Origin of the sequence: Flavobacterium sp. Arc3, from assembly GCF_041431375.1 — a bacterium.
Lineage (GTDB): Bacteria > Bacteroidota > Bacteroidia > Flavobacteriales > Flavobacteriaceae > Flavobacterium.
The window spans coordinates 25,584-51,615 of the sequence record NZ_JASMRI010000018.1 but is presented as its reverse complement, the minus strand read 5'-3'; the positions used below and the strand labels follow the sequence as shown (position 1 = coordinate 51,615).

At 33.3% G+C, this 26,032-nt stretch carries 16 protein-coding genes; 12 read left to right on the top strand and 4 right to left on the bottom strand.

The window, feature by feature from the left end:
* Window positions 1-140 precede the first annotated feature (140 nt).
* Window positions 141-2,510: a 7TM diverse intracellular signaling domain-containing protein gene (locus QO200_RS13455; RefSeq protein ID WP_371540967.1), complete on the top strand. Its 2,370-nt coding sequence runs from the start codon at window positions 141-143 to the stop codon at window positions 2,508-2,510.
* On the opposite strand, the gene QO200_RS13450 is transcribed toward QO200_RS13455, so the two are convergent.
* Window positions 2,507-3,304, bottom strand: coding sequence for an NYN domain-containing protein (locus QO200_RS13450; RefSeq protein WP_371540966.1), 798 nt, complete (start codon window positions 3,302-3,304; stop codon window positions 2,507-2,509). The genes QO200_RS13455 and QO200_RS13450 overlap by 4 nt on opposite strands.
* Window positions 3,305-3,520: 216 nt before the next feature.
* Between QO200_RS13450 and QO200_RS13445 the strand changes: the two genes are divergently transcribed.
* Together QO200_RS13445 and QO200_RS13440 are read left to right on the top strand one after the other, a co-directional pair.
* Window positions 3,521-4,783 carry an aminotransferase class I/II-fold pyridoxal phosphate-dependent enzyme gene (locus QO200_RS13445; RefSeq protein ID WP_371540965.1) on the top strand — a complete coding sequence of 421 codons (1,263 nt, stop codon included), beginning with the start codon at window positions 3,521-3,523 and terminating at the stop codon, window positions 4,781-4,783.
* Between the two features lie 121 nt (window positions 4,784-4,904).
* Window positions 4,905-5,261, top strand: coding sequence for a hypothetical protein (locus QO200_RS13440; protein WP_371540964.1), 357 nt, complete (start codon window positions 4,905-4,907; stop codon window positions 5,259-5,261).
* A 103-nt stretch (window positions 5,262-5,364) separates the two neighbouring features.
* On the opposite strand, the gene QO200_RS13435 is transcribed toward QO200_RS13440, so the two are convergent.
* Both QO200_RS13435 and QO200_RS13430 read right to left on the bottom strand, forming a co-directional pair.
* Window positions 5,365-6,483: a GTP cyclohydrolase gene (locus QO200_RS13435; RefSeq protein WP_371540963.1), complete on the bottom strand. Its 1,119-nt coding sequence runs from the start codon at window positions 6,481-6,483 to the stop codon at window positions 5,365-5,367.
* Window positions 6,484-6,492: 9 nt separating this feature from the next.
* Window positions 6,493-7,458 carry a transporter gene (locus tag QO200_RS13430; RefSeq protein ID WP_371540962.1) on the bottom strand — a complete coding sequence of 322 codons (966 nt, stop codon included), beginning with the start codon at window positions 7,456-7,458 and terminating at the stop codon, window positions 6,493-6,495.
* Window positions 7,459-7,591: 133 nt separating this feature from the next.
* Between QO200_RS13430 and QO200_RS13425 the strand changes: the two genes are divergently transcribed.
* The 5 genes from QO200_RS13425 to QO200_RS13405 all read left to right on the top strand — a co-directional run bounded on the left by QO200_RS13425 (window position 7,592) and on the right by QO200_RS13405 (window position 13,811).
* On the top strand, window positions 7,592-7,873 hold the full coding sequence (locus QO200_RS13425; RefSeq protein WP_371540961.1) for a DUF4834 family protein: 282 nt from the start codon (window positions 7,592-7,594) through the stop codon (window positions 7,871-7,873).
* Window positions 7,874-7,920: 47 nt separating this feature from the next.
* A complete protein-coding gene (locus QO200_RS13420; protein WP_371540960.1) occupies window positions 7,921-10,353 on the top strand; it encodes a YfhO family protein in 2,433 nt (810 codons plus the stop codon).
* Window positions 10,354-10,411: 58 nt separating this feature from the next.
* Window positions 10,412-11,698: a glycosyltransferase family 4 protein gene (locus QO200_RS13415; protein WP_371540959.1), complete on the top strand. Its 1,287-nt coding sequence runs from the start codon at window positions 10,412-10,414 to the stop codon at window positions 11,696-11,698.
* A 35-nt stretch (window positions 11,699-11,733) separates the two neighbouring features.
* Complete coding sequence (locus QO200_RS13410) at window positions 11,734-13,200, top strand: oligosaccharide flippase family protein (RefSeq protein WP_371540958.1); 1,467 nt, start codon at window positions 11,734-11,736, stop codon at window positions 13,198-13,200.
* A gap of 314 nt (window positions 13,201-13,514) precedes the next feature.
* The gene (locus tag QO200_RS13405) at window positions 13,515-13,811 is read left to right on the top strand and encodes a hypothetical protein (RefSeq protein WP_371540957.1); all 297 of its coding nucleotides are present in this window, start codon (window positions 13,515-13,517) and stop codon (window positions 13,809-13,811) included.
* 74 nt (window positions 13,812-13,885) lie between these two features.
* Here QO200_RS13405 and uvrA read toward each other — a convergent pair whose 3' ends face one another.
* A complete protein-coding gene (uvrA, locus tag QO200_RS13400) occupies window positions 13,886-16,672 on the bottom strand; it encodes an excinuclease ABC subunit UvrA (protein WP_371540956.1) in 2,787 nt (928 codons plus the stop codon).
* Window positions 16,673-16,879: 207 nt separating this feature from the next.
* Between uvrA and QO200_RS13395 the strand changes: the two genes are divergently transcribed.
* The 4 genes from QO200_RS13395 to QO200_RS13380 all read left to right on the top strand — a co-directional run bounded on the left by QO200_RS13395 (window position 16,880) and on the right by QO200_RS13380 (window position 26,021).
* A complete protein-coding gene (locus QO200_RS13395; RefSeq protein WP_371540955.1) occupies window positions 16,880-19,681 on the top strand; it encodes a triple tyrosine motif-containing protein in 2,802 nt (933 codons plus the stop codon).
* 238 nt (window positions 19,682-19,919) lie between these two features.
* Window positions 19,920-22,967 carry a SusC/RagA family TonB-linked outer membrane protein gene (locus QO200_RS13390; protein WP_371540954.1) on the top strand — a complete coding sequence of 1,016 codons (3,048 nt, stop codon included), beginning with the start codon at window positions 19,920-19,922 and terminating at the stop codon, window positions 22,965-22,967.
* Window positions 22,968-22,978: 11 nt separating this feature from the next.
* Complete coding sequence (locus tag QO200_RS13385; RefSeq protein ID WP_371540953.1) at window positions 22,979-24,457, top strand: RagB/SusD family nutrient uptake outer membrane protein; 1,479 nt, start codon at window positions 22,979-22,981, stop codon at window positions 24,455-24,457.
* Between the two features lie 13 nt (window positions 24,458-24,470).
* Entirely contained in the window at window positions 24,471-26,021 is a 1,551-nt protein-coding gene (locus tag QO200_RS13380; protein ID WP_371540952.1) for a hypothetical protein, read from the top strand.
* Window positions 26,022-26,032 lie beyond the last annotated feature (11 nt).

Here is a 26,032-nt window from a genome sequence, read left to right as displayed (position 1 = left end):
AAGAATATAAGTTCTTTCGCATATTTTACTATTATAAAAAAAAAAAATATTTATATATTTCGCACCGTGGAAAACAGCTAAGGAAATCTGAAAAATTAGTTTTACTTAAATACGATAAATACAAAGAATAAAATATAAGAATGAAGAAAAACACTACCCTCATTAATGCTTTTATAATTTTCTTTTTCATTTTTTCCAATGCATATTCGCAATATATATTTCAGGCGGATGCATTGCCTGAGGAAATATCTTTACATAGCTATACTTCTATAACAGATGTCGGTGAAAGAGAATTAGATATTAAATATATAATGATGCATTATGATGCATTGGATCCTAAAGCATTAAAAACGGCAATTGATGATTTAGGTTTTACGCAAAATAATTTTTGGGCAAATTTTGGACTTCAAAACCCCACTGATTCAGATTTACATTATTATTTGGAAACAGCTTTGCCCATAACTAATCTTGCTGAGTTATATACGATTGATCAGGTGTCTGGTAAGGTTTCTAAAGCAGTTAGTGGAGATGGGATTCCCTTTTCTAAACGAACATATGATAATCGCAGGACAATTTTTAAGATTGACATCCAACCTAATTCAAATTTAATTTTTTTTTTACATTTAAAAAGTGATGGAGAGGTGCTGAAAATCCCACTAACTTTACGCAATGCAGATAATTTTATACGGAAGATTTCTTTTGAGCAGTTAGTTTTTGGATTTTTTTACGGCATTTTGGCAATCGTAGCTGTTATTTACTTTTTTTTCTTTTTTGCCTTAGGGAATAAAACTTTTTTATATTATAGTCTGTATGTTGTTTTTGTAGGGCTGTTGCAATTCGCTTTAGATGGTTTTTTCTACGAATTTGTGACCCCTTATGCAGGATGGTTTTCAGACCATGCCTTGCTTTTTATTGCTATAATTGCAGTTTTTTTCTCTGGAAAATATAGCGAAGTATTTTTAAAAGTTAAAAAGCACAGTAAAACGATTTACATTTTGTTTAATGTTTCTTATATGCTGCTTTTGCTGTTATTTGTCTGCGTGGTTTTATTTCCGTCACTTTTGCTGCTAAGTTACCTACTGATAAACATTCTGACATTAGTATTTCTAGTATTGATTGTGTACTCTATAATTTACCTGTATTACAAACGGAAACCAGTAGACTCTTTTTTCTCGGCAGGTATTTTGTTTTTGATTGTGGGATTTACCGTGTTTATATTGCATAATTTTGGAATACTACCTAGCAATTTTTTGACTCAAAATAGTTCAAAATTAGGTACTGGCATGGAAGTTGTCTTTCTTTCGCTTTCAATGTCTAATCTAATAAGAAGTTTGAAAAATGAAAAAAATGAGCTGAATCGTATTGCTTTGATTCGTTCAGAGGAGATGAATGATCTAAAAACTTATTTTTTATCTAATATCAGTCATGAGTTGCGAACACCATTAAATGCTATTATAAATTTAATAGATTCTGTGGCTAGTGAAGTAGAAGATGAAAAAATTAGAAAGAATTGCGAAGTCATAAAATATTCTTCCCATGGTTTACTAAGTTCAGTAAATGATATTTTAGATTTTTCTAAAATTGAAAAAAAGGAATTGAAATTAGAAAAAGTGGATTTTAGCCCAATGAATTTTTTTCAGGGTTTAAAGAATAGTGCGGAAATTCGAGCGAAAGATAAAGGATTAGAATTTCAATTTTCGATGACAAATGATCTTCCTGAGATTGTTAAAGGGGATGAAACTAGATTAGTACAGCTTGTAAATAATGTGCTAAGTAATGCTATTAAATTTACATCAGAGGGCTTTGTGAATTTTAATGTTAGTGTTCTGCTGAAGGATGATAATAAGGTTAGTTTGATAATGAATGTTTCTGACTCAGGAGTGGGAATACCAAAAGAAAAAATGGAAAGTATCTTTGATTCTTTTTCTCAAAATAATATTGATAACAAAAGAAAATTCGGGGGACTTGGTTTAGGTTTGTTCATTGTAAAAACGTTGGTGGATATGCAGGATGGAATAATAAAAATAGAAAGTGTAGTGGATAAAGGTACAAGTTGTAAAATTACAATTGATTTGGATGTAGTTGAAATTAAAAAAAGTGAAATAGTACCTGCTGAAATAGTTGTTTATGACTTGGGCGGAAAAACTATTTTAGTGGTTGAAGACAATGCAATGAACCAGATGGTGATTAAAATGATTACTAAAAAATGGTTGAACACCACTGTTTTATATGCAAATAATGGTCAGGAAGGATTGGATGTATTTAAAACAAATAAGATTGATATTGTTTTGATGGATCTTCAAATGCCAGTTATGGATGGCTACGAAGCAGCAATCGCAATAAGAGGCGGTGCTGTAGGAGTAGAAAATGTGAACATTCCTATTATTGCGGTAACAGCTGATGTTATGGAAAGCACAAAAGCACGAGTTGCAGAAATAGGAATGAATAATTATTTATCTAAGCCAATTAAAAAAGAAGACTTATATACTATAGTTAAACAATTCGTCTAGCTGAAACGCAATCGTACATAAACGTGTTTGATTCCTTTTTTCTCCGATTCTCTTTCGTCGATTTCTAGGATATCAGTCAAAGATTTTAACATTGGAGTCAATTTTGCAAAACCATAATTTCTAGGGTCAAATTCGGGTTTTCTTTTTACGATGAGGTTTCCAACATCACCAAGAAACGCCCAACCGTCATCATCACAAATGTCTTCTATAGTAGTTTCTATTAGCTCTATGGTTTGTGTATCTATTTTGTTTAATGATTTCTCAACAGGTTTCTCGATCGTTTTTCCAGCAGGTTTTCCAGCAGGTTTTTTAGTGTCTGCAGAGCGTTTTTTTGCTTTTTTCTGAATAGCACCGTCTAAAACTTCGATATAAATAAATCGATCACAGGCAACAATAAAGGAATTAGGTGTTTTTTTCTCTCCAATTCCAATAACTTTCATTCCAGATTCTCTTAATCGTATCGCTAATCGTGTAAAGTCAGAATCACTAGAAACGATACAGAATCCATCTACTTTATCAGAATACAATAAATCCATAGCGTCAATAATCATTGCCGAATCTGAAGAGTTTTTTCCAACTGTATAGCTGTATTGTTGAATTGGCGTAATTGCATGTTCTAATAAAACACTTTTCCAGCCTCCAGCATTAGGCTTCGTCCAGTCGGCATATATACGTTTGGTTGTAGGTGTTCCGTATTTAGCTATTTCTTCCATCATTCCTTTCACATTGCTATAGGGAACATTGTCTGCGTCAATTAGAACAGCCAATTTTAATTCTTTTGTATCTAGTGCCATAAATTAAGTCGAATTGAAATATTTATTCAAAGGTACAAAGTTTATTATTGAAAACGAATTTTTGCGGTTCTGACCATGGTATAACAGTCGTTTTTCATAACGAAAATACGAACGCGCAGGACGGGTACTAAAAAAAAGTGACATAAAATCCTTTTTTAAGATTTAAATATTTATTTTTGCAACTTCTTAAAATTAAAATTATTACTTAAATATATTATGGTAAAAGATTTATTCGAAAGGATTCAGAACAATAAAGGACCCTTAGGGAAATGGGCTTCGCAAGCGGAGGGATATTTTGTTTTTCCTAAGTTAGAAGGTGAATTAGGTCCTAGAATGCAGTTTGGTGGAAAAGAGGTTTTGAACTGGAGTTTGAATGACTATTTAGGTTTAGCGAATCACCCAGAGGTGAGAAAAGCAGACGCCGATGCAGCGAGTGAATATGGTGCAGCCTATCCTATGGGCGCGAGAATGATGAGTGGTCATACAAAATACCATGAGCAATTAGAGAATGAATTGGCTGCTTTTGTAATGAAGGAATCTGCTTATTTATTGAATTTTGGGTACCAGGGAATTATGTCAACAATTGACGCATTGGTTACAAAAAATGATGTAATTGTTTATGATGTTGATGCTCATGCCTGTATTATTGATGGTGTCCGTTTGCACATGGGGAAACGTTTTACATACCGTCACAATGATCTTGCAAGTATGGAAAAAAACTTAGAGCGTGCTACTAAATTAGCTGAAGTAACAGGGGGAGGAATTCTTTTTATTACTGAAGGTGTTTTTGGAATGCGCGGTCAACAAGGTAAACTGAAAGAGATTGTTGCGATGAAGCAAAAGTTCAATTTCCGCTTACTGGTTGATGATGCACATGGTTTTGGTACACTGGGAAAAACAGGTGCTGGGGCAGGTGAGGAGCAAGGAGTTCAAGATGATATTGATGTTTACTTTTCGACTTTTGCAAAATCAATGGCTAACATTGGTGCTTTTATTGCAGCTGATAAAGACATTATTGATTATCTAAAATACAACTTACGTTCTCAAATGTTTGCTAAATCACTACCAATGATTCAAGTAATTGGTTCATTGAAGCGTTTAGATTTGTTGCGTAATCATCCAGAATTAAAAGCTAAACTTTGGGAGAATGTTAATGCTTTACAAAGCGGTTTAAGAAGCAGAGGATTTAATATTGGGGACACAAATACCTGTGTGACACCTGTTTATCTTGAAGGAAGTGTTCCGGAAGCTATGGTAATGGTAAATGACTTGAGAGAAAATCACGGTATTTTCTTGTCGATTGTGATTTATCCTGTGATTCCAAAAGGAATGATTTTATTGCGTGTAATTCCAACGGCTCCTCATACATTATCTGATATTGATGAGACTCTTGTTGCGTTTGAAGCTATACGTGAGAAATTAGAAAATGGTACTTATAAAGAGATTGCATCTAAAACAAAAGTTGATTTAGACGCATAATACTCTACTATTTTTAGATTCTCTTTATGGGAATGTGATAACAAAAACCATTCGTTTTATGAATGGTTTTTTGTTTTTTTAGCTAAATTTACTAGTCTATTAATAGTAAAAAAAAATAAACATGAAAAATGTATATTTGGTTTCTACTGTTATAATATTGGCTTTGTCTACCTATTGTATGAATAGTAAAAAAGAAGAAGTGAGTGTTCCTCAGGTAAAAGTTGAAGCGCCTCTGGAAACAGCAGCCAAAGAATGTTGCCAAGCCATAATTGAAAAGGACACCATTACACTTACTGCTGATATAAATGATATCAATCAATTTAAAGGCAAATTGGTTTTTCTAAAAAAAGACGCAAATACTTATGTGGAGGGCTGTGGTGAAATTATTGAAATCAATGGGAAAATGGCTTTTAAAGATAAAACGAAAATCAAATTTGACGGAAATTTAGTGTACAATAAAATTGATTGCAAAGAATAGCTTTGACTTAAATAAAAAATAAAAAAATATCCATTAGTTTGCGCTAATGGATATTGTGTTTTTATAGAAAATCGAAAGAAGAACTGATTACTAAAAACTTTTTTTAAAGTTCTTTTCTAAATGTTTTTCTTCGACAAATAATTTTTGGGTCAAAGTTTTTCCAAATTGCATGAATCGCATGATTATCGGCTAATTCTGGGGTTCTAATACAGTTTTCTATTCCTTTTTCGGTAAAAGTAGTATGGTACTCTTTAAAAATTATAGCATGCGCTCCTTTGCTTTGGTAGTCTGGATGAACTCCAATCAGGTAAAAAGTAACGTCTTTACTATTTTTTCTGGCGTTTAATAAATGGTAAAATCCAAAAGGGAAAAGTTTGCCGTTTGCTTTTTGTAATGCTTTAGAAAAACTAGGCATCACGATGGCAAAAGCAACTAGATTCTGGTCTTTATCCTCTACAAATTTTATGTATTCGGGATTGATGAAGCTGATGTATTTTTTCTTAAAATACTCTTTTTGAATGTCGGTTATTGGAACAAATGAAGATAAACTAGCGTAAGAAGCATTGAATAAATCAAACATCTTGTCTACATAAGGCATCACGTCTTTTGTTTTTTTGAAATTTAGTGCTTTAAGCTGGTACCTTCTTTTGATTATTTCTTGCGCTTTATCAAAAGCTTCAAGCTTTACATTTTTAAAAGGAAATTTACTTTCGATATACTCTTTTTCAGTTACGTAACCCAGTTTTTCAAAATGAGTAGCGTAATAAGGAGGGTTGTACCAAGTGATCATGGTTCCTAGTTGGTCAAAGCCTTCAGTAAGCACGCCTACTTTATCTAAATTAGAAAAACCCATAGGTCCTTCTACGTGTTCTAGATTGTTTTTGCGACCTAGTTCATAAACTTTTTCGAGTAAGGCTTTGGTTACTTCAATGTCGTCTATAACGTCAAACCATCCAAAGCGGACTTTCTTTTTTTGCTGGTCATTTACTTCGCTCCAGTTGATAATAGCGGTAATTCTACCTACTATTTCGTCATTTCTATACGCGATGTAAAAATAAGCTTCTGCATTTTCAAAGGCAGGATTTTTAGTTTTATCGAATGATTCTAATTCATCGGCAATAATTGGTGGCACCCAGAATTCATTGTCTTTATATAGTGAAAAAGGGAATTTTATGAATGTCGTTAATTCCTTTTTTGTAATAGCTTCTTTTATAGTAATCATTATGTTTTTTTATTGTGTAGATTGAATTTGATCTTTGCGTTTTTTATTCTTTTTTTCCACTTTCTTCTGCGATTTTGATTTGGAATTGTCACCACTGTCGATGCTCATTCGCACTTCTTTATAACGCGCATCATAGCGCCAAGAAAATCCTATTCCTCCATAAAGGACGGTTGGTGTATCTTTAAAATTGGTGCTTATTGAAGCGTCAATTTGCATGTCGTTGTTTAGCAAGTAAGCAGCACCGCCTCTAAGGATGGCGTCACTGTAAAAATCACTTTTAAATCCTTGGTTTTCAACGAACCCAGACCATTTATCATTGAATCCTTTTGTCAATGTTAGTACATAGCTGTAACTTGGATAATCAGTACCTATATAGTCTGCTATTATGTTTGTCACAAAAACCCAAGTTCCATCACCTAAATGATTTTGTGTTATCAGCATGGCTTTTGGCGAGATACTGGCATCAGGAGAAAAATAATAGGGGTTATCTTTCATCGTGAAGTTTGCACCGGCAAATACAGACACTGCAGGAATTAATTGATGCCAATTGAAAGAATGATTGGCTTTCCAACTATAAATATTAATTTTATTTTCGTGATTTTTAAACGGATCGTAGATTAGGTATTTTGCACCTAAAACCGTTTGCTTTAAATCGGATTTCTTAGTATTGCTATATGGAGTTGTGAAGTCTTCATTTTGGTATTGCAAATCGGCTATAAATTCTAAGCGCTCGAGTAATGCGCCATATCGTAAAGTTAAATCTAATCCAAATCCTTTAGCGTCATACCCTAATAAGCGGTGGTTCTCTTGAATACCGTAAATTCCGGTTTCCACTTGAATCACGGATTTTCCAACAGCAAAGGCAGACATTGTTTCACCAGGTCTATTTGAATTAATCTGATCAGTATGTTGACCATAGTGAATTATTGGAAACATAAAAATCACAGCAGCAAGTACTATTTTAAGTTTTGACATATTGTTTTTTGGGTTTAAAAGTAATAACGCTGTTCAAATGTACTATATTTTATCATTTATTTAAGAATGATATTTTAATTTTGTCCCGAAATTTCGAGATGGTTTTATTAATTTTGCTAAAAAATATTTGATTATGCAAACTGCCTCCTTTACGGGTTTTATAAGAGTACTGTTTTACATTCTGGCTTTCTATTATATTTTTAAGTTTTTGGCGAAGTTATTTTTGCCTTTACTCGTTAAAAAAGTAGTACAAAAAGCAGGAGAGAATTTTCAGCAACAGCAAAATAAAACTCAAGATACTTCTTGGAAGAAAGCACAGTCTAATGACGAAGTAATTTATAATACCTCTAATTCCACGAAACCAAGGGAAACCAAAAAAGTAGGGGATTATGTCGATTACGAAGAAATAGATTAGATTTGCCCTAATTAACAGTCTCATATTTTAAAAATAAATCTGGAAATTTGAAAATTATCAATAAATTTTACCCGCACGCTTTAGCCATTCTTGGTTTTGTTCTCGTCTCTTTAATCTATTTTTATCCCGTTTTGCAGGGAAAACAAATTTACCAATCTGATATTGCTCAATATACAGGTATGGCCAAAGAGCAAAATGACTTTAGAGCTGCTGAACATGTGGAGCCCTATTGGACAAACAGTGCTTTTGGAGGAATGCCAACCTATCAATTAGGGGCAAAGTATCCTTACGATTTTATAGGTGCAATAGATGACGCTTTGCGTTTTTTACCTCGTCCGGCAGATTATTTATTTTTATACTTCTTAGGGTTTTATGGCTTACTATTAGTTTTAAAAACAGATCCACTAAAGGCCTTTTTTGGTGCCCTAGCTTTCGGGTTTTCTACTTATTTGATTATAATACTTGGTGTAGGACATAATGCTAAAGCACATGCTATTGCTTATATGCCACTTGTAATTGCTGGTTTTATACTGGTATACCGAAAAAAATATGTTGTGGGTGGGTTGCTTACTATGTTTGCGACAGCATTGGAAATTAATGCCAATCACTTTCAAATGACCTATTATTTATTGATTTTCTTGCTGATACTTTCGGCTTACTTTATCTATTTAGATATTAAAGACAAATCATATAAATCACTTTTAAATTCACTTGGAGTCTTGGCAATTGCAGGGATATTTGCCATCGGTGCCAATGCAACCAATTTACTGGCTACTTCTGAATATGCCACTTTTAGTACTAGGGGAAAAAGCGAATTGACTTTTAATCCTGATGGTTCAAAAAGCACTTCTTCAAGCGCTATGACTAGGGATTATATTACGGAATATAGCTACGGACTAGCAGAAAGTTTCAATTTGATTGCGCCAAGACTTTTTGGTGGATCAAACCATGAAGCGCTAGGTCCAGATAGTAAAATGTATGAATTCATGATTGGGCAAGGAGTTCCTGAAGCACAAGCAGCTGATTATGTAAAAGGGATGCCAACTTATTGGGGAGACCAACCTATTGTTGCAGCACCAGCTTATATTGGGGTTGTAGTTTTCTTTTTGGGAATTATAGCTTTATTTATTGATGAGCGAAAAATTAAATATGTTTTTCTTGCTGGAGCAATTACTGCATTATTACTTTCCTGGGGGAAAAACTTTCCAGTATTGACTGATTTCTTTATTGACTATGTACCCATGTACAATAAGTTTAGAGCAGTTTCTTCAATACAGGTAATTTTAGAATTATGTTTCCCTGTTTTAGCAATTATTGGATTACAGTCATTTTTTAAATTAGATAAAGAAATGCAATGGAAGGCTCTTTGGCATTCAGGAGCAGTGGCTTTAGGACTTATCGTAGTTTTGTTTTTAAGTAAAAGTATGTTTAGCTTTTCAGGTGCTAATGACGGATATTATCGAGAAAGTTACGGACCTGGATTTGTTGATGCCCTTAAAGGCGACAGGATGAGTTTGTATAGTGCAGATTTGTTACGTTCTGGATTTTTTATTCTTCTGTCTGCCGGAGTTCTTTGGTTATTTATAAAAAACAAAATTGCTCAGAATACGGCTATAATACTTGTTGGATTATTTATGGTTTCCGACTTGTTTTTTGTGGATAAGAATTATGTTTCTGCTAAAGATTTTGTCAGCGGAAGAGAAGTTGAAGTACCTTTTCAGGAAACGCCTTCAGATGCCATGATATTAAAAGACACGAGTCATTATCGTGTTTTTGAGGTGAGCGGTAATTTTTCGAGTGCGAGAGCTTCATATTTTCATAAATCTATTGGAGGGTATCACGCTGCAAAACCTAGAAAAGTACAGCAGCTGTTTGATTATCAAATCGCTAAAAACAACATGGAAATCCTAAACATGTTGAATGTTAAATATATCATTCAGACCGATAAAGAAGGAAAAGAATTCCCAACGGTAAATCCAAATGCTAATGGAAATGCCTGGTTTGTTAATGATGTCAAATTAGTAAATAAGTCTAATGATGAAATGAAATTGCTAAACGAAGTGGATACTAAGAAAGCAGCTATTTTCAATATTCATCTGTATGGTGATAAATTTAAAAATGCGCGTTTAAAAAGAAATTTAGACACATCAGGAACAATTAAAATAGACATATACAAACCCAATTATATAAAATACACTTCTAATAATAAAAACGAAGGCTTAGCGGTTTTCTCTGAGATCTATTATGAAGATGGATGGAATGCCTACATTGACGGCGTAAAGACAGAGCACTTCCCTGTTGATTATGTATTGAGAGCTTTGATTATTCCTGGGGGAGAACATACTATTGAGTTTAAGTTTGAACCACAAGTAATAAAAACTGGAAGTACTATTACTTTAATTAGTGCTGTAGGGATGTTATTGCTTTTAGTGGGAGGAATTTATTATGAAAGGAAAAAAAGTTTAAAGTCTAAAGTTTAAAGTTTTTTTAATATCGATTTTGTTGGGTTTCGAAACCTTAAACCTTAAACCTTAAACTTTGGAATCAAAGAAAGTCCTTATCATAACCTATTACTGGCCACCAGCAGGAGGACCAGGTGTTCAACGCTGGCTTAAATTTGTAAAATATTTGCCGGATTTTGGAATTCAGCCTATAGTTTATATTCCGGAGAATCCTACGTATCCTATTGTTGATGAAAACTTAGTAAAAGAAGTTTCAGATAAGGCAATTGTCTTGAAGCAGAAAATTTTTGAACCTTACCAATTAGCTTCTTTTTTTTCGAAAAATAAAACCAAGAAGATAAGTTCTGGAATTATTCCAAATCAAAAAAAACAATCTTTTATCGATAAACTTTTTCTTTTGATACGTGGTAATTTGTTTATTCCTGATGCTCGTTTTTTATGGGTTAAGCCCTCTATTTCTTATTTAGAAAAATACATCGTAGAAAACAATATTGACACTATTGTTACTTCAGGACCACCGCATAGTTTGCACCTTATAGGATTGGGATTGAAGAAAAAATTAGATTTAAAGTGGTTTGCTGATTTTAGAGATCCATGGACGACTATTGGTTATCATAAATCGTTACGATTATCAAATTATGCCACTAAAAAGCATAAAATGTTAGAACGTAAAGTTTTGAATACGGCAGATACGATTATTGTTACGAGCAAGACTACAAAAACAGAATTTGAAGCCATTACACGCAAGCCTATTGCGGTAATTACAAATGGATATGATGTCGAGAATATAGAAACACAGCCATTGGATAATAAATTCAGTTTGGCGCACATTGGTTCTTTTCTTTCTGAGCGAAACCCTATGATTTTATGGGAGTCCTTCGTAGAGTTGATTAAAGATATTCCGGAGTTTAAATCACATTTAGAGATTAAGTTGATAGGGGCCGTAAGTCAGGAAGTGCTGGAAACTATTTCGCAATTTGGATTAAATCCTTATCTGAATAATCTGGGGTATGTTTCGCATGAGGAAGCGATTGCTCATCAACGTAAATCGCAAGTTTTGTTATTAATCGAAATTGATTCTGAAGATACTAAGAGCATTATTCCGGGGAAATTATTTGAATATATGGTTTCGAACAGACCAATTGTTGCTATCGGACCCAAGAGCTCTGATTTTGCAGAAATAATAACAAATACAAATACTGGGGTGTTTTTTGATTATTCAGAGAAAGTGAAATTAAAAAGTGTAATTTTGGATTTTTACAATCAATTTTTGCAAGGCAAATTACAGGCAAATGGCGTTGGTTTACAACAATATTCTAGAAAGAATCTCACTAAAGAACTGGTGAAACTGCTTAATAAATAATATAAAGAGATTACTGCATCTCACAATAAGTAAGAATGGGAATAGTATTAAATCAGTCCTTAAAAAATACAATAATAACGTACATCGGTTTTGGTGTAGGAGCTATTAATACACTTTATTTATACCCAATTTTTCTTGGTGCTACTTATTATGCGGTAACAAATTATATTTTATCGGCGGCTAATGTTATTATGCCACTTTTTGCTATTGGTATGCAAAATACTTTAGTAAAATTTTATTCTCAATACAATACAGAGGAGGAGCGAGAGCGGTTTTTATCTTTTACGGTATTATTTCCTATACTACTATGCATCCCCTTAGCTTTTATTGGCCTTTTTTTCTTTGATGATTTGGTTTTTTTTGTTTCTAAAAAGAATCCAATTGTTAAAACTTTTATTTGGCTAATTCCGTTTACCGGATTATGTATGGCGTATTTCGAAATTTTTTATGCTTGGGCACGTGTACACATGCATTCTGTTTTTGGAAATTTTATTAAAGAAGTTGGTTTGCGATTATTTTCGTTGTTTGCTTTAATAGGAGTATATTTTAAATGGATAACTGTTGTTGATTTTGTATATGTGACGTCTGGAATTTACTTTTTCGCCTTAGTAATTACAATGTTTTATGCCTTTAAAATAAAGAAACCTAGATTTCAATTTACGATTCCAGATAATGTAAAAGAGGTGTTAGAATACACTTTTTATATTATTCTGTCAGGTAGTGTGGCTAATTTACTTTTGGATGGTGATAAGTTAATGCTAAATCAATACATGGTGATTGAAAACATAGCGTATTATTCTGTTGCAACATACATTGCATTAGTTATTTCAGTTCCTAGTCGTGCTATGCACCAAATTGTATATCCCATTACAGCAAAGTTGATGCATGAAAATAAGCATGATGAACTGAATGATTTGTATAAAAAAACTTCGATCAATCTTCAAGTAGTAGGTGGTTTTGTAATGCTTTGTATTTTTGTTAATATCAATCAGTTATATGAGTTAGTCCCAAAGGAGTATAGCGGCGGAATATCAGTTGTTTTTATGATTGGTATGTCAAAATATTTTGATTTAATTTTAGGGAATAATAACGCGATAATATTTAATTCAAAATACTATCGTATGGTGCTGTTTTTAGGGCTGTTCTTAGTGTTTATTACAATAGCTTTAAATATGATCTTTATACCACTATACGGAATCCTAGGATCTGCTTTTGCGACATTATTGTCTATAACCTTATATAGTTTAGCTAAATTACTTTTTGTAGTTAAGAGGATGCATTTATACCCTTTTACAAAACAAACTGTGACTTCATTAATATTGACTTTTATATTGTTTTTAGCATTTTATTTCTGGGAGTTTCCTTTACATCCTATAATTGCTATTGGTATGAAGTCGGTTTTAGTTACTATTGCTTATGTTTATCTCAATTATAAGTTTAAAGTTTCTAAAGAAATAAACGGAGTGTTGGCTAGTTTATTAAAGAAAGTAGGAATTCGTTAACGCATTTTAGGTCTAAATTATAAAAACTTGTTAGAGGAAATTATTTTATAAATAGTTTTCTCTAACAAGTTTTTTTTTGGTTTCTAACTTACAGATTATGTAAATTTTATAAACTTATAGGATTATTACATAACAAGATTGATTGCTTTGATAAATACATTTGTGATTGAAATATATAAACTTTGTTAGAGATACAATTTTTTAAAATATCACTAAAAGTGGGTATTGTAGGAGAGTGAATAACGGCATAAATTTGTTATATCATTATTGTTTGACTTAATACAACAATATTGAAATTTAATCATTTGATTATTATGAAAAACCAAGAGTTAACCAACGATGAGAATAAAATTAAATTCTCTAAAATTCTTAAGGAAAAAATTAATAAAGGGTTTGTGATAGAAGAGAGAAATGATAAATTACCTTTCGCTGTTTTATCAAAAAAAGGAATTAAAGTAAATCATAATATCAATTTTCTTTATTCTTGTGCTACATTAGGTTTATGGTCAATTCCTTGGATGTACCGAAGCTTTATTTCTTCGCGTGAGCAAAGAATATTAGTTGCCATTGATGAAGATGGGAATGCATTTGAAGATAAATGCTACAACTAATTAACTGTTTTAAGTAAAAAAAAAATAGCCTTGTATTTTATACAAGGCTATTTTTTTTGTCTATATTATTTTGCTTACAGTTTGTCTTTTAAATAATGAGCGGTAATTGACTTTTTGTTTTTTACAATTTCTTCCGGAGTTCCAACGGCTAGTAATTGTCCTCCGTTTTCGCCACCTTCAGGGCCTAAATCAATGATCCAGTCGGCACATTTTATAAGATCCAGATTGTGTTCTATAACTAGTATCGAATGTCCTTTTTCTATCAGGGCGTCAAAAGAGGCTAAAAGTTTCTTTATATCATGGAAATGCAATCCCGTTGTGGGTTCGTCAAATACAAACAATGCTTTTTCTTTTGTTGCTCCTTTTACAAGGAAAGAAGCTAGTTTTATTCTTTGGGCTTCACCACCGGATAAAGTAGAAGAGGATTGCCCTAATTGAACATAGCCCAAACCTACATCTTGCAATGGTTTTAGTTTTTGTGTGATTTTATGTTGCTCGTTAGTTTCAAAGAATGCTACCGCATCATCGATAGTCATGGTCAGGATATCGTTGATGTTTTTTCCTGCAAAAGTAACTTCAAGTACTTCCTTCTTAAATCGTTTACCATTACAAGTTTCGCAAGGCAATTGAACATCGGCCATAAAAACCATTTCTACGTTGATGGAACCTTCTCCTTTACAGGTTTCGCATCGGCCTCCATCGACATTAAAAGAAAAGTGTTTTGGGAGGTAACCTCTTATTTTAGACAATTTTTCTTTGGCATACAATTCTCTTATGTCATCATACGCCTTGATGTAAGTCACAGGGTTTGAACGGGAGCTTCTCCCTATCGGGTTTTGATCTACATATTCAATGTGCTTTATTTGAGAAAAAGAGCCTGAGATCTCGCTAAACTGACCTGCTTTTTCACCTGCATTATCTAGTTTCTTTTGCATGGCAGGAAATAATATTTTCTTAATCAGCGTACTTTTTCCACTTCCAGAAACACCTGTGATTACCGTAAGTACATCTAATGGAAAAGTAACATCAATATTTTGCAGGTTATTTTCTCTAGCTCCTTTTATTTCGATGAAATTTTTGAATTTTCTACGCTTTTTTGGGACTGAAATTTCTAAATCTCCGTTAAGATATTGCGCGGTTAATGAAGTAGATTTTAAAATTTCCTCATAGGTACCTTGAGCAACTAATTCTCCACCGAAGGAGCCGGCTTCAGGACCAATATCGATAATCATATCGGCGGCTTTCATAATATCTTCATCGTGTTCAACGACTATAACAGTATTTCCTAAATCACGAAGCGAAATCAATACTTTTATTAAGCGTTCGGTATCTTTTGGATGTAACCCAATACTTGGCTCATCCAAGATATACATCGACCCCACTAAACTACTTCCCAGTGAAGTAGCCAAGTTGATGCGTTGTGATTCTCCACCGGAAAGAGTGGAAGAGTTTCTATTTAAGGTTAGATAATCTAAACCTACTTCGGTTAAAAAAGACAATCTATTATTGATTTCTAGTAGCAAACGTCTTGCAATTTGTTTTTCATAGACGTCTAATTCGATTCCTTCGAAAAAAGTAACTAAATGCTTAATTGGTAAATCGACTAAGTCAGAAACCGTTTTTGAATTGATTTTTACATAAGAAGCCTCAATGCGCAAACGCTTTCCTTTGCAAGCATGGCATTTTGTTTTGCCACGGTAACGACTAAGCATCACGCGATTTTGTATTTTATAATTTTTTTCTTCTAATTCTTTAAAAAAGTCATTTAGACCTTGAAAATATTGGTTTCCTTGCCATATTAACTCTTTTTGTTCGTCGGTTAACTGATAGAAAGGTTTGTGAATGGGGAAATCAAATTTGTAAGCGTTGTTGACCAGTTCATCGCGGAACCAGCTCATGCTTTCGCCTCGCCAAGGAAAGATGGCATTCTCATATACAGATAAAGAAGTGTTTGGGGTAACTAGTTCAGCATCGATACCTATAATGTTTCCATATCCTTCACATACTGGACAAGCGCCGTAAGGGTTGTTGAAGCTAAACAAATGAACATTTGGCTCTAGGAAAGTAATTCCGTCGAGTTCGAAATTATTGGAGTAAGAAAACCTTTTATCAGAATTTAATTCTTGTAAATAACAGATACCTTTTCCTTCATAGAAAGCAGTTTGCACCGCATCAGCAAGACGATTAAAGAATTCTTCTTCGTCTTTTACTACAATTCGATCAACTATTAGTAATATATCTTTTTTGTCTAGTGGATGCTGATCGATTTCGTCTAAACGAATCATTTGATTGTCAACTAAAATTCGAGCGAACCCTTGATGTAACAATGCTTTAAGCTTATCCTCTAGTTTACGACCTTCTTCGAGATGAATTGGTGCGAGGAGTAGCCATTTGCTTTCTAAATCAAGTTTTTTGACATTAGCAACAACATCAGTAACCGTATTCTTTTTTACTTCTTGACCAGAAATTGGTGAAAAGGTTCTCCCGATTCGGGCAAATAACAATTTCATATAATCGTAAATCTCAGTAGAAGTACCTACTGTAGAACGAGCGTTAGTAGTGTTTACTTTTTGCTCAATGGCAATAGCAGGTGCAATACCTTTAATGTACTCTACTTTAGGTTTGTCTAGTCTTCCCAAGAACTGTCTGGCGTAAGAAGACAAACTTTCTACATAACGGCGTTGTCCCTCAGCATACAAGGTGTCAAAGGCTAAACTGGATTTTCCGGAGCCAGAAAGACCAGTGATTACCACTAATTTATTGCGCGGAATCACAACATCCACATTTTTTAAATTGTGTACTTGTGCCCCTTTTATTATTATATTTTTCTTTGGATCTATTTTGGAAAAGTCAACTTGCATAAAAAATAATGTGTTTTCACAAAAGTAATCAATTTTGAATAGAGAAAAGGGATTGAACGAATCACAAATTTTAGCTAATTCTAATATTTTAAATTAGATTTGGTTTTTGCATCCTAATTTTTCATGCTGTATAGTTTAATTATTTCTTTTCGGATGATAAATGCCGTTTTTAGTTTTATTTTTGAAATATAATAAATCCCAAACCCATTGAAAACAAAATTATATATTCTGTTCGTCTTCGTTTCTTCTTTTGCTTTTTCGCAGGAGTTGCCTCCAATAGTGAAATATGCCCCGAATCATTATGGCGCAGGAAATCAAAATTGGATGATATCTCAGGATCAAAATCAATATGTTTTTTTTGCCAATAACGAAGGGCTTTTAGAATACAATGGTGCTAGCTGGCAGTTGTACCCTTCTTCTAACGAAACAATTATTAGATCCGTTAAAGTAATTGATGGAAAAGTTTTTACGGGGAGCTACATGGAGTTTGGTTTCTGGAAAAGAAATACGGATGGAAGGCTGCAATACAATTCTTTAAGTCAGAAATTAAAAAATACAATTCTTGATGACGAACAATTTTGGAATATCTTAAATTATGAGCATTGGGTTTTATTTCAATCGTTGAACAGAATTTACATTTATGATCTCCAAACGAAGGCTTTTAAGGTTATTAAGCCTAATTCGGGCATACTTCGATCTTTTAGAACTAAAAATTCTATTTATTTCCAAACGGTCACTGGTGATTTGTTCGAAATAGAAGGCGGAAAGAGTAAGTTGATTTCGAATAGTACAATTTTGAAAAATAACAGAGTAGTTAATATTTTTGCATCCGATGACGGACTTTTAATTCAGACACAAACAGACGGTTTTTATAAATTAGTAGGATTAAAATGGACTAAGTTTATTACCGAAGCTGATGCTGAGTTATCAAATAGTAGTGTTTATAGTAGTCAGTTGCTTTCGGATGGGAGCTACGCTATTGGAACGGTTTCTAACGGGATTTTTGTTTTATCAAATCAAGGAAAAATAAAGTACCATATTTCTCAAAATCAAGGGTTAAGTAATAATACAGCACTTTCATTATTTGAAGATGCCGAAAAAAATCTTTGGGTAGGTTTAGATAACGGAATAAACTGTATCAATATGCAATCGCCTATTCGAAGTTATGTTGATGATACAGGCGCTTTAGGGACCGTATATTGTTCCAAACTTTTTAACGGAAAATTGTATGTAGGAACAAATCAAGGATTGTTCTATAGGAACTATAATACTCAAGATAGATTTACTTTTATTAAAGGTACTAAAGGTCAGGTTTGGTCACTGTTTGAATACGATAAAACTTTGTTTTGCGGACACGATACCGGTACTTTTATTATTGAAAATAGTTCAGCTAAACCTATTTTTTCTAAATCAGGAACTTGGAAATTTGAAACCGTACCAGGAAACAAAGCATTATTGTTACAGGGAAATTACTATGGAATATCTGTTTTGCAAAAAGTTAATAATCAGTGGGTTTTTAGAAATAAAATAAAAGGATTTGATTATTCTTCAAAATATTTCGAAATAACAAAAGACAATGAAATTTATGTGAGCCACGAATATAAAGGTGTATTCAGATTAGTTTGTAATGTTAAATTAGATAATGTAAAAGTAATTAAAACGTATGCAAATCCTAAAAAAGGGAAAAATGCTTGCTTGGTAAAGTTTAATAACGTCATATATTATGCTTATAAATTAGGTGTTTTTAAATTAAATAATAAAACCAAACTATTTGAAAAAGATACTTTATTAAGTTCAGTTTTTGAAAATGATGAATATACTTCTGGAAAGATGATTGTTGATAATACGAATAAAATCTGGTTGTTTTCTAAAAATTACATCAGTTATTTCTCTTCAAGCAAATTAAGTAATCAGCTTAAAAAAAATAGTATTCCCATTCCTGTTTCTTTAACAAATTCGATGTTGGGCTACGAAAATATAGCTCAGATTTCTAATTCAGATTATCTTTTTGGCACTACTGATGGTTATTATATTATGAATATTAATGAGCTTGCTTTTAATGATTATTGGATTTCTTTATCAAGTGTCACCGCTAATAAATTAAATGAGGAGCCTAGATATATCACGTTAACCACAGAAGGTTCTTTTAATTATAATGAAAACAACGTAACCTTTAGTTATACCGTTCCAGAATACAATAAGTATATCAATGCAGAGTATCAGTATTTACTAGAAGGTTTTCAAAACGAGTGGAGCGACTGGAGTGCAAAACCATCGGTAAATTTTAAAAACCTTCCTTCACATGATTATGTGTTTAAAGTGAGAGCAAGATTTGCGAATACAACACTCGAAAAAGTAGTTGTTTATAATTTTAGAATTCAAAAACCATGGTATGGTACTAATCAGGCGCTATTTCTCTATTTCATATTATTATTATTGTTAGCTCGGGTTATTCACAAGAAATATAAAAGTTATTATCAAAAGCAAAAAGACAAGCTTATTGAAGAAAATAACCTTTTGTTAGAGATAAAAGAACTTGAGAGTGAGCACCAATTAATGCGCGTGAGAAATGAGCAACTCTCTCAAGATGTAGATGTAAAAAATAGAGAACTAGCCGCTTCTACAATGAGTTTGAATAGTAAAAACGAGCTGCTTGAGTTTATAAAAGAAGATTTAAAAAAGACAAACAGTGATGAAAACAGAAGTATTAAATCGGTTATTTCTACGATTAATAAAAATATAACAGGAAAGGATTCTTGGAGTGTTTTTAAAGAAGCATTTGAAAATACGGATAAGGATTTCTTCAAAAAAGTAAAGCAACTGCATCCTTCTCTGACTTCAAATGATTTAAGATTATGTGCTTACTTAAGACTGAATCTTACTTCAAAGGAGATTGCTCCTATGTTAAATATTTCAGTACGAAGTGTAGAGATAAAGAGGTATAGATTGCGTAAAAAGATGGGATTAGTACACGAGCAAGGCCTTGCAGAATATATTTTGGCTGTATAGTATTGTAACTATTACGGTATATTACCTATACATTACCACAACATTAACGTTATTGTTGTGGTTTTTTTGTTTTATGCTTTTGGGTATTTTGTTATTTAACAGGCCGTTTTCTTAGTTTTATAATATTATTATGAATTAAATACTGTTTTTTTTGCATTGTATGTTTTTTGTAAAGGTTCTTTTTGATGATTATTTAGTGTTAGCAGTGTAATTTTATAATTCACAAAAAACACAAATTATGAAATCAAATTATCTATTAATTATTTTCCTTTTTTTCTCGACTTTCGGTTTTGCCCAAAGTTATGATGTTGGAGGAATTGTAAAGGAGAAAGGTTCTGGTCTACCAATACCAGGAGCTAATATTCAAGTTAAAAATTCGGCTAGTGGTACCGTAACCGATTTTGATGGTGCTTTCTCTCTAAAGAAAATTTCATCAGGAGCTACGCTTGTATTCTCTTATATAGGTTATAAAAATTTTGAATATAAAGTAAACAGTAGCAATACTAATCTGACCATCATATTAGAAGAAGATGCTAAAAGTTTAGAAGAAGTAGTAGTTATTGGTTACGGAAGTCAAAAAAGAAGAGAAGTAACGGGTGCCGTATCTACTGTAGATAGCAAGACATTGGAAATTTTAAAACCTATTAAAATTGAACAAGCCTTGCAAGGAACTGTTTCTGGTGTTAATGTGACATCAACTTCTGGAGCACCAGGGGCGAAGCTAGATATTCGTATCAGGGGTATTGCAACAAACGGAGAAAACGGACCAACAACTATTATAGATGGGTATGTTGGAGAACTAGGGTTGTTAAATCCAAATGACATTGAAACTATTACCGTTTTAAAAGATGCACAAGCAGCAATTTACGGAACTATTGGTGCTAATGGTATTATTTTGATAACAACAAAAACAGGTAAAAAGAATTCAAAGCCAAGAATAAGTTTCAATTCCTATACAGGTTTTCAGGAAACAACCAAGTCGCTTGGCCTGTTGAATGCGACAGAGTATGCATTATTGCTCAATGAAAGTTATGCAAACGGAGGTAATCCAGTTCCTTTTTCTAATGTAAGCGGACTTGGGAAGGGGACAAATTGGCAAAAAGAGGTTTTTAATAAAGGCGTTCCAATTATTAATCATGATATATCAATTTCCGGAGGTTCAGACAAGGTCACATATGCCGTAAGTGGATCCCATTTAGATCAAGAAGGTATTATTGGCGGTAACAAGTCTGGGTTTTTAAGAAATACTGCTAGAGTGTCGTTAGGGGCTGACGTTTCAGATAAATTAAAATTAAAAACAAACGTTATTTATACTTATTTTAATCGTAAAACATTAAGTGAGGATGGATTAGGTTCTGTTTTGTTTAATGCTTTAAATACTCCTGCAACGTTAAATCCTTACGGTGCAAATGGAGATTTTACTGTAGTGCCGAGCACAACAGGTTTGGGAAATGAAATAATAAATCCTTTAGCTCAAGTTGCTAATACCTATAATGATTATAATTTCAAGAAGTTAAATGGAAATTTTGGTTTAGAATATAAACTTTTTGATGGGTTTGTATTATCTAGTTCTATGGGGTTTAATACATCTAACAGTAAAGAAAAAGTTTTTGCTAAAGAAATTAATTATGGAGGAAAAGTTTTTGATGTGCAAAGAAGTTCTGTTTTTCAAAAAGATGTAAATGATAATAATTATTCGTTCGATATTTTTGGAACTTACACAAAAACAATAGGCGAGAATCATAATTTCGTAGGAACAATTGGAAATACTATTTATAAAGAGTGGGGTAGCTCATTAAACGCAACAGGCTATGACGTACCTAACAATTCTTGGGATTATGCTGATATTTCACTGACTACTGGGTTTTTGGAAGCTAAAACGAATGGCTCTTATGTATATGATGAAAGAAGACTATCTTATTTTGGTAGAATGCAGTACGATTACAAGGGGAAATATCTATTGTCAGCAATGCTAAGACGTGATGCTTCCACAAAATTCGGACCGGGTAATAAAGTGGGTTATTTTCCCTCTTTTACTGCTGGTTGGATAATTTCTGATGAAGGTTTTTACGGTGATTCAAAACTAGTAAATTTCATGAAGTTAAGAGGTAGTTATGGAACCTTAGGAAACGATCAAATCCCTAATAATGGTTATGTTTCTCAACTTAGCGGTCAAGGTACTTATGTTTTTGATGGTACTTTAGTAAACGGAACAGCAAGCGGTCAAATACCGAATCCAGATTTGAAGTGGGAACAAGCTCAAAAATTTGATCTTGGTTTAGACTTAAAATTATTTAATAATAAGGTATCGATAGTTACTGACTATTTTACGGATACAAGAAAAGATTTATTGATTCCAAATATTCCTGTTTCTGGAATTACGGGAAATTATGCTCCTGGAGCAAGCGCACCTACAGTAAATGCTGGAACAGTAAAAAACTCAGGGATTGAATTTTCTGTTGATTACAAAAACTCATTTTCTGATAATTTTTCTATGAGTGCGGGTTATAATGTTACTTTCTTAGAGAATAAGGTATTGGAAGTAAACAATGGTACCGGTTTTATAGAAGGAGGAGTCTTTGGTGTTGGCCAACCTGCTCCATCAAGAATGGAAGTAGGCCTTCCTATTGGTTATTTCTATGGATATAAAACGGATGGTATTTTCCAAAATCAAGCTGAAATTAATGCACATCCGTCACAGATAGGTTTAGGAGCTAATGCAGCACCTGGAGATATTCGTTATGTTGATGTAAATGGAGATAATGTTATAGATGCAAAAGACAGGACTAATTTAGGAAACCCAATTCCAAAAGCGACGATGGGGTTCAATTTGCAGATGAATTATAAAAACTTAGATCTTGCAGTATTCACTTTTGCTTCTGTAGGAAATGATATGGTGCGAAATTATGAAAGAACACTTTCTGATGCTAACCGTTTGAATTATGTTTTGGATAGATGGACAGGGGAAGGAACAACTAGTGTGACGCCTAGAGTTACCACAGGAGCTACGGCAAATAATGTTTTCTCGGACTATTTTGTAGAGGATGCTTCATATGTGCGAATTCAAAACGTGCAATTAGGATACTCACTTAATTCAAGATATACAGAAAAAGCAGGTATTACCAAGTTGAGATTGTATGCAGGAGTAAACAACCTGTACACTTTTACAAAATATAGAGGTTTTGATCCAGGAGCGTCCAATGGAGATCCGATTGGTAGTGGAATTGACTATGGTTTTTATCCTACTCCAAGAACCTATTTGTTAGGTCTAAATATTAATTTTTAAGTAATATTAAAATGAAAAAGTATATATTTTTTACAATTGCTACTATAGTAATCTTTTCAACTCTTACCGTTTCTTGCAGCGATGAGTTTGTTAATCGAGATGTAGCATATTCTATAGATTCTGAGAATTATTTTAATTCTAAATCCGATTATGATAATGCGCTAGTGGCGACTTACGACTTACTACAATCCTCTTATGTAAATGTACTGTTAGGTGAAATTGCATCTGACAATACCTTAGCAGGTGGAGAGAGTCAAACTGATGTCATTGGTTTTCAGCAAGTTGACGATATGATTCATACTCCGGTAAACAGTAACCTAAGAGATGTTTGGAACTGGATGTTTGCAGGAGTGAACAGAGCTAATTACATCTTAGAGTTTCAAAATAAAACTAATTTTGATGGTAAAAAGCAAGTTATTGCTGAAGCTCGTTTCCTTAGAGCATATTACCATTTTGAATTGGTAAAATGGTTTGGTGGTATTCCTATGAAAGGGGATGCCCGTTTCAAAGTTGGAGATGAAAAAACTATTCCACGCTCTACGGTTAAAGAGGTGTATGCGTCAATTGAAGCTGATTTAATCTACGCTTCTGAAAATTTAGCCGCTTTGCCTTCACAAAAGGGAAGAGCAACAAAAGGAGCTGCGTTGGCACTTTTAGGGAAGGCGTATCTATATCAAGACAACTTTCCTAAAGCCGCAACTACTTTAGAAAGTTTAATCACGGCAGGGAATTATTCACTTGTAGCAGATTACAATTCGATTTTTGAAGCGGAGGGTGAAAATGGAGCTGAATCCGTTTTTGAAGTACAATACTCTGACGTTAAAGGAGCTAGTTTTGATTGTTTACAATGTAGTGAAGGAAATGTAGCTGTTGGTTTTAGCGGACCGAGGAACTATACTGGAACTTTATTTACATCTGGTTTTAGTTTTAATATTCCTACACCTAAAATTGTGAATGCTTTTGAGGTAGGAGACAATCGTAAGGCTGTTGCCATTTTAGATTTTAAAGATTGGGCAACAAAAACAGGTGCTACTTATGGTAAAGGGTATGAAGACACTGGGTACTTTAATAGAAAGTATATTCCAAGAAAAAGAAGCACAAAAGCTGCAGGAGATTTAAACTTGACTAATCCTAATAATTACAGATCGATACGTTATGCGGATGTTTTATTGATGGCAGCTGAGGCTTTTAATAGAAGTGGATTGAGTGATGTTAAAGCCAGAGGATACTTGAATCAAGTTAGAAGGCGTGCTTTCGGAGATCTTAATCATGACATTTCAGCATCAGGAGCAGCATTAACTGATTTTATTTTGACAGAAAGAAAAATAGAGCTAGTTGGTGAAGGACACCGTTTCTTTGATTTAGTGAGAACTAAAAAAGCGGCTCAAGAAATAACTGGATTTACAGCTGGAAAAAATGAATTATTCCCTATTCCAATTGAGGAAATTCAATTTGCAAACGGAAATTGGACGCAAAACCCTGGATATTAAAAAAACAGTAATTATGAAAAATTTAAAATTAATAGCAAGTCTTATTGTTTTTGCACTCTTTTTAGGGTGTTCAGAAGACAACTTAGACGTTGATTTGGACGCTTTAGTTGCGCCACAAAACATTTCAGCATTAACCACAGTGACTCAAGATAATACTGGAAAGGTTACTTTTTTACCACGAGGTGAAGGAGTTGCGCAATATGAAATACTTTTTGGAGACGGAACAACGGAGCCTGCATATGTAAATGCGGGTGCAACAGTAGATCATACGTATAAAGAAGGAGTTTATAATGCAAAAATCGTTGCAACGACGTTAAACGGTAAAAAAACTGAAGTTACTCAAGTTGTAACGGTGTCTTTTCTTGCGCCTACCAATTTAGCACCAGTTATTAGTCCAGTTTTAGGAGATAATTTCTCAATTACAGTTTCGGCTACAGCCAAGTTAGAAACCTATTTCCAAGTTTTCTTTGGAGATGTAGCCAATGAAGTACCAGTAGATTTCATGGAAGGAGAAGCCATTAGCCATACTTATGTAGCAGTTGGAAGTTATGTAGTAAAAATAGTGGCTTTGAGTGGTGGAGTAGCCAAAACAACCAGTACACAAACAGTAGTTATTTCAAACCCTATCAATTTACCAATCACTTTTGAAACGGCAGTACCTGCCTTTGGAAATTTTGGAGGCGCTTTTTCTGTTGGTGCAAACAATCCAAGTATTGGAGTAGTTAATGGAAGTGCTAAAGTAGCCAAATTAACTAAGCCAGTTGGAGCTGAAGTTTGGGCTGGTTCTACAATAGAATTAGCTGCTCCTATCGATTTTTCAACTAAAAAAGTGATTAAAATGAAAGTTTGGTCACCTAAAGCTGGAATTGTGATAAAAATGAAGCTTGAAAAATTAGTAGCTACTGACGCGACTAATGTCGAAGTAGATGTCACTACAACCGTTGCTAATGGATGGGAAGAATTGAATTATGATTTTACAACAATTAACAATGCAAATAATTACCAAAGAATTGTAGTGTTTTTCGATTTCGGAAAGCCAGGTACAGGTGTTGATTATTTTTATGATGATATAGAATTAGTTAGTGGTGCTGAAACTTTAGTTTTACCTCTTTCTTTTGAGTCAGCAACTTTGACCTATAATTTTGGGAATTTCGGCGGGGCAAACACAGCTGTTATTGCTAATCAAAATGCTACAGGAATCAATACTTCTACAAAAGTAGGAGCCCTTACAAAAGGAAGCGGAGCCGAAGTATGGGCAGGTAGTTCATTGACTTTAGATAGCCCTATAAATTTTGCGGTGATGAAAAAGATTAAAATGAAAGTTTGGTCTCCAAAAGCTGGAATTGTAGTAAAAATGAAATTGGAGAAAAAAGTAGCTACTGATGCGACAAATATTGAAGTTGATGCTACATCTACAGTTGCTAATGGTTGGGAAGAACTGACTTTTGATTTTCCAGGTGTTATAAATTCTAATGATTATCAAAGAGTGGTTGTGTTCTTTGATTTTGGACAAACAGGAACCGGAGCTACCTATTATTTTGACGATATTAAACAATCCAACTAAAAACATAAAAG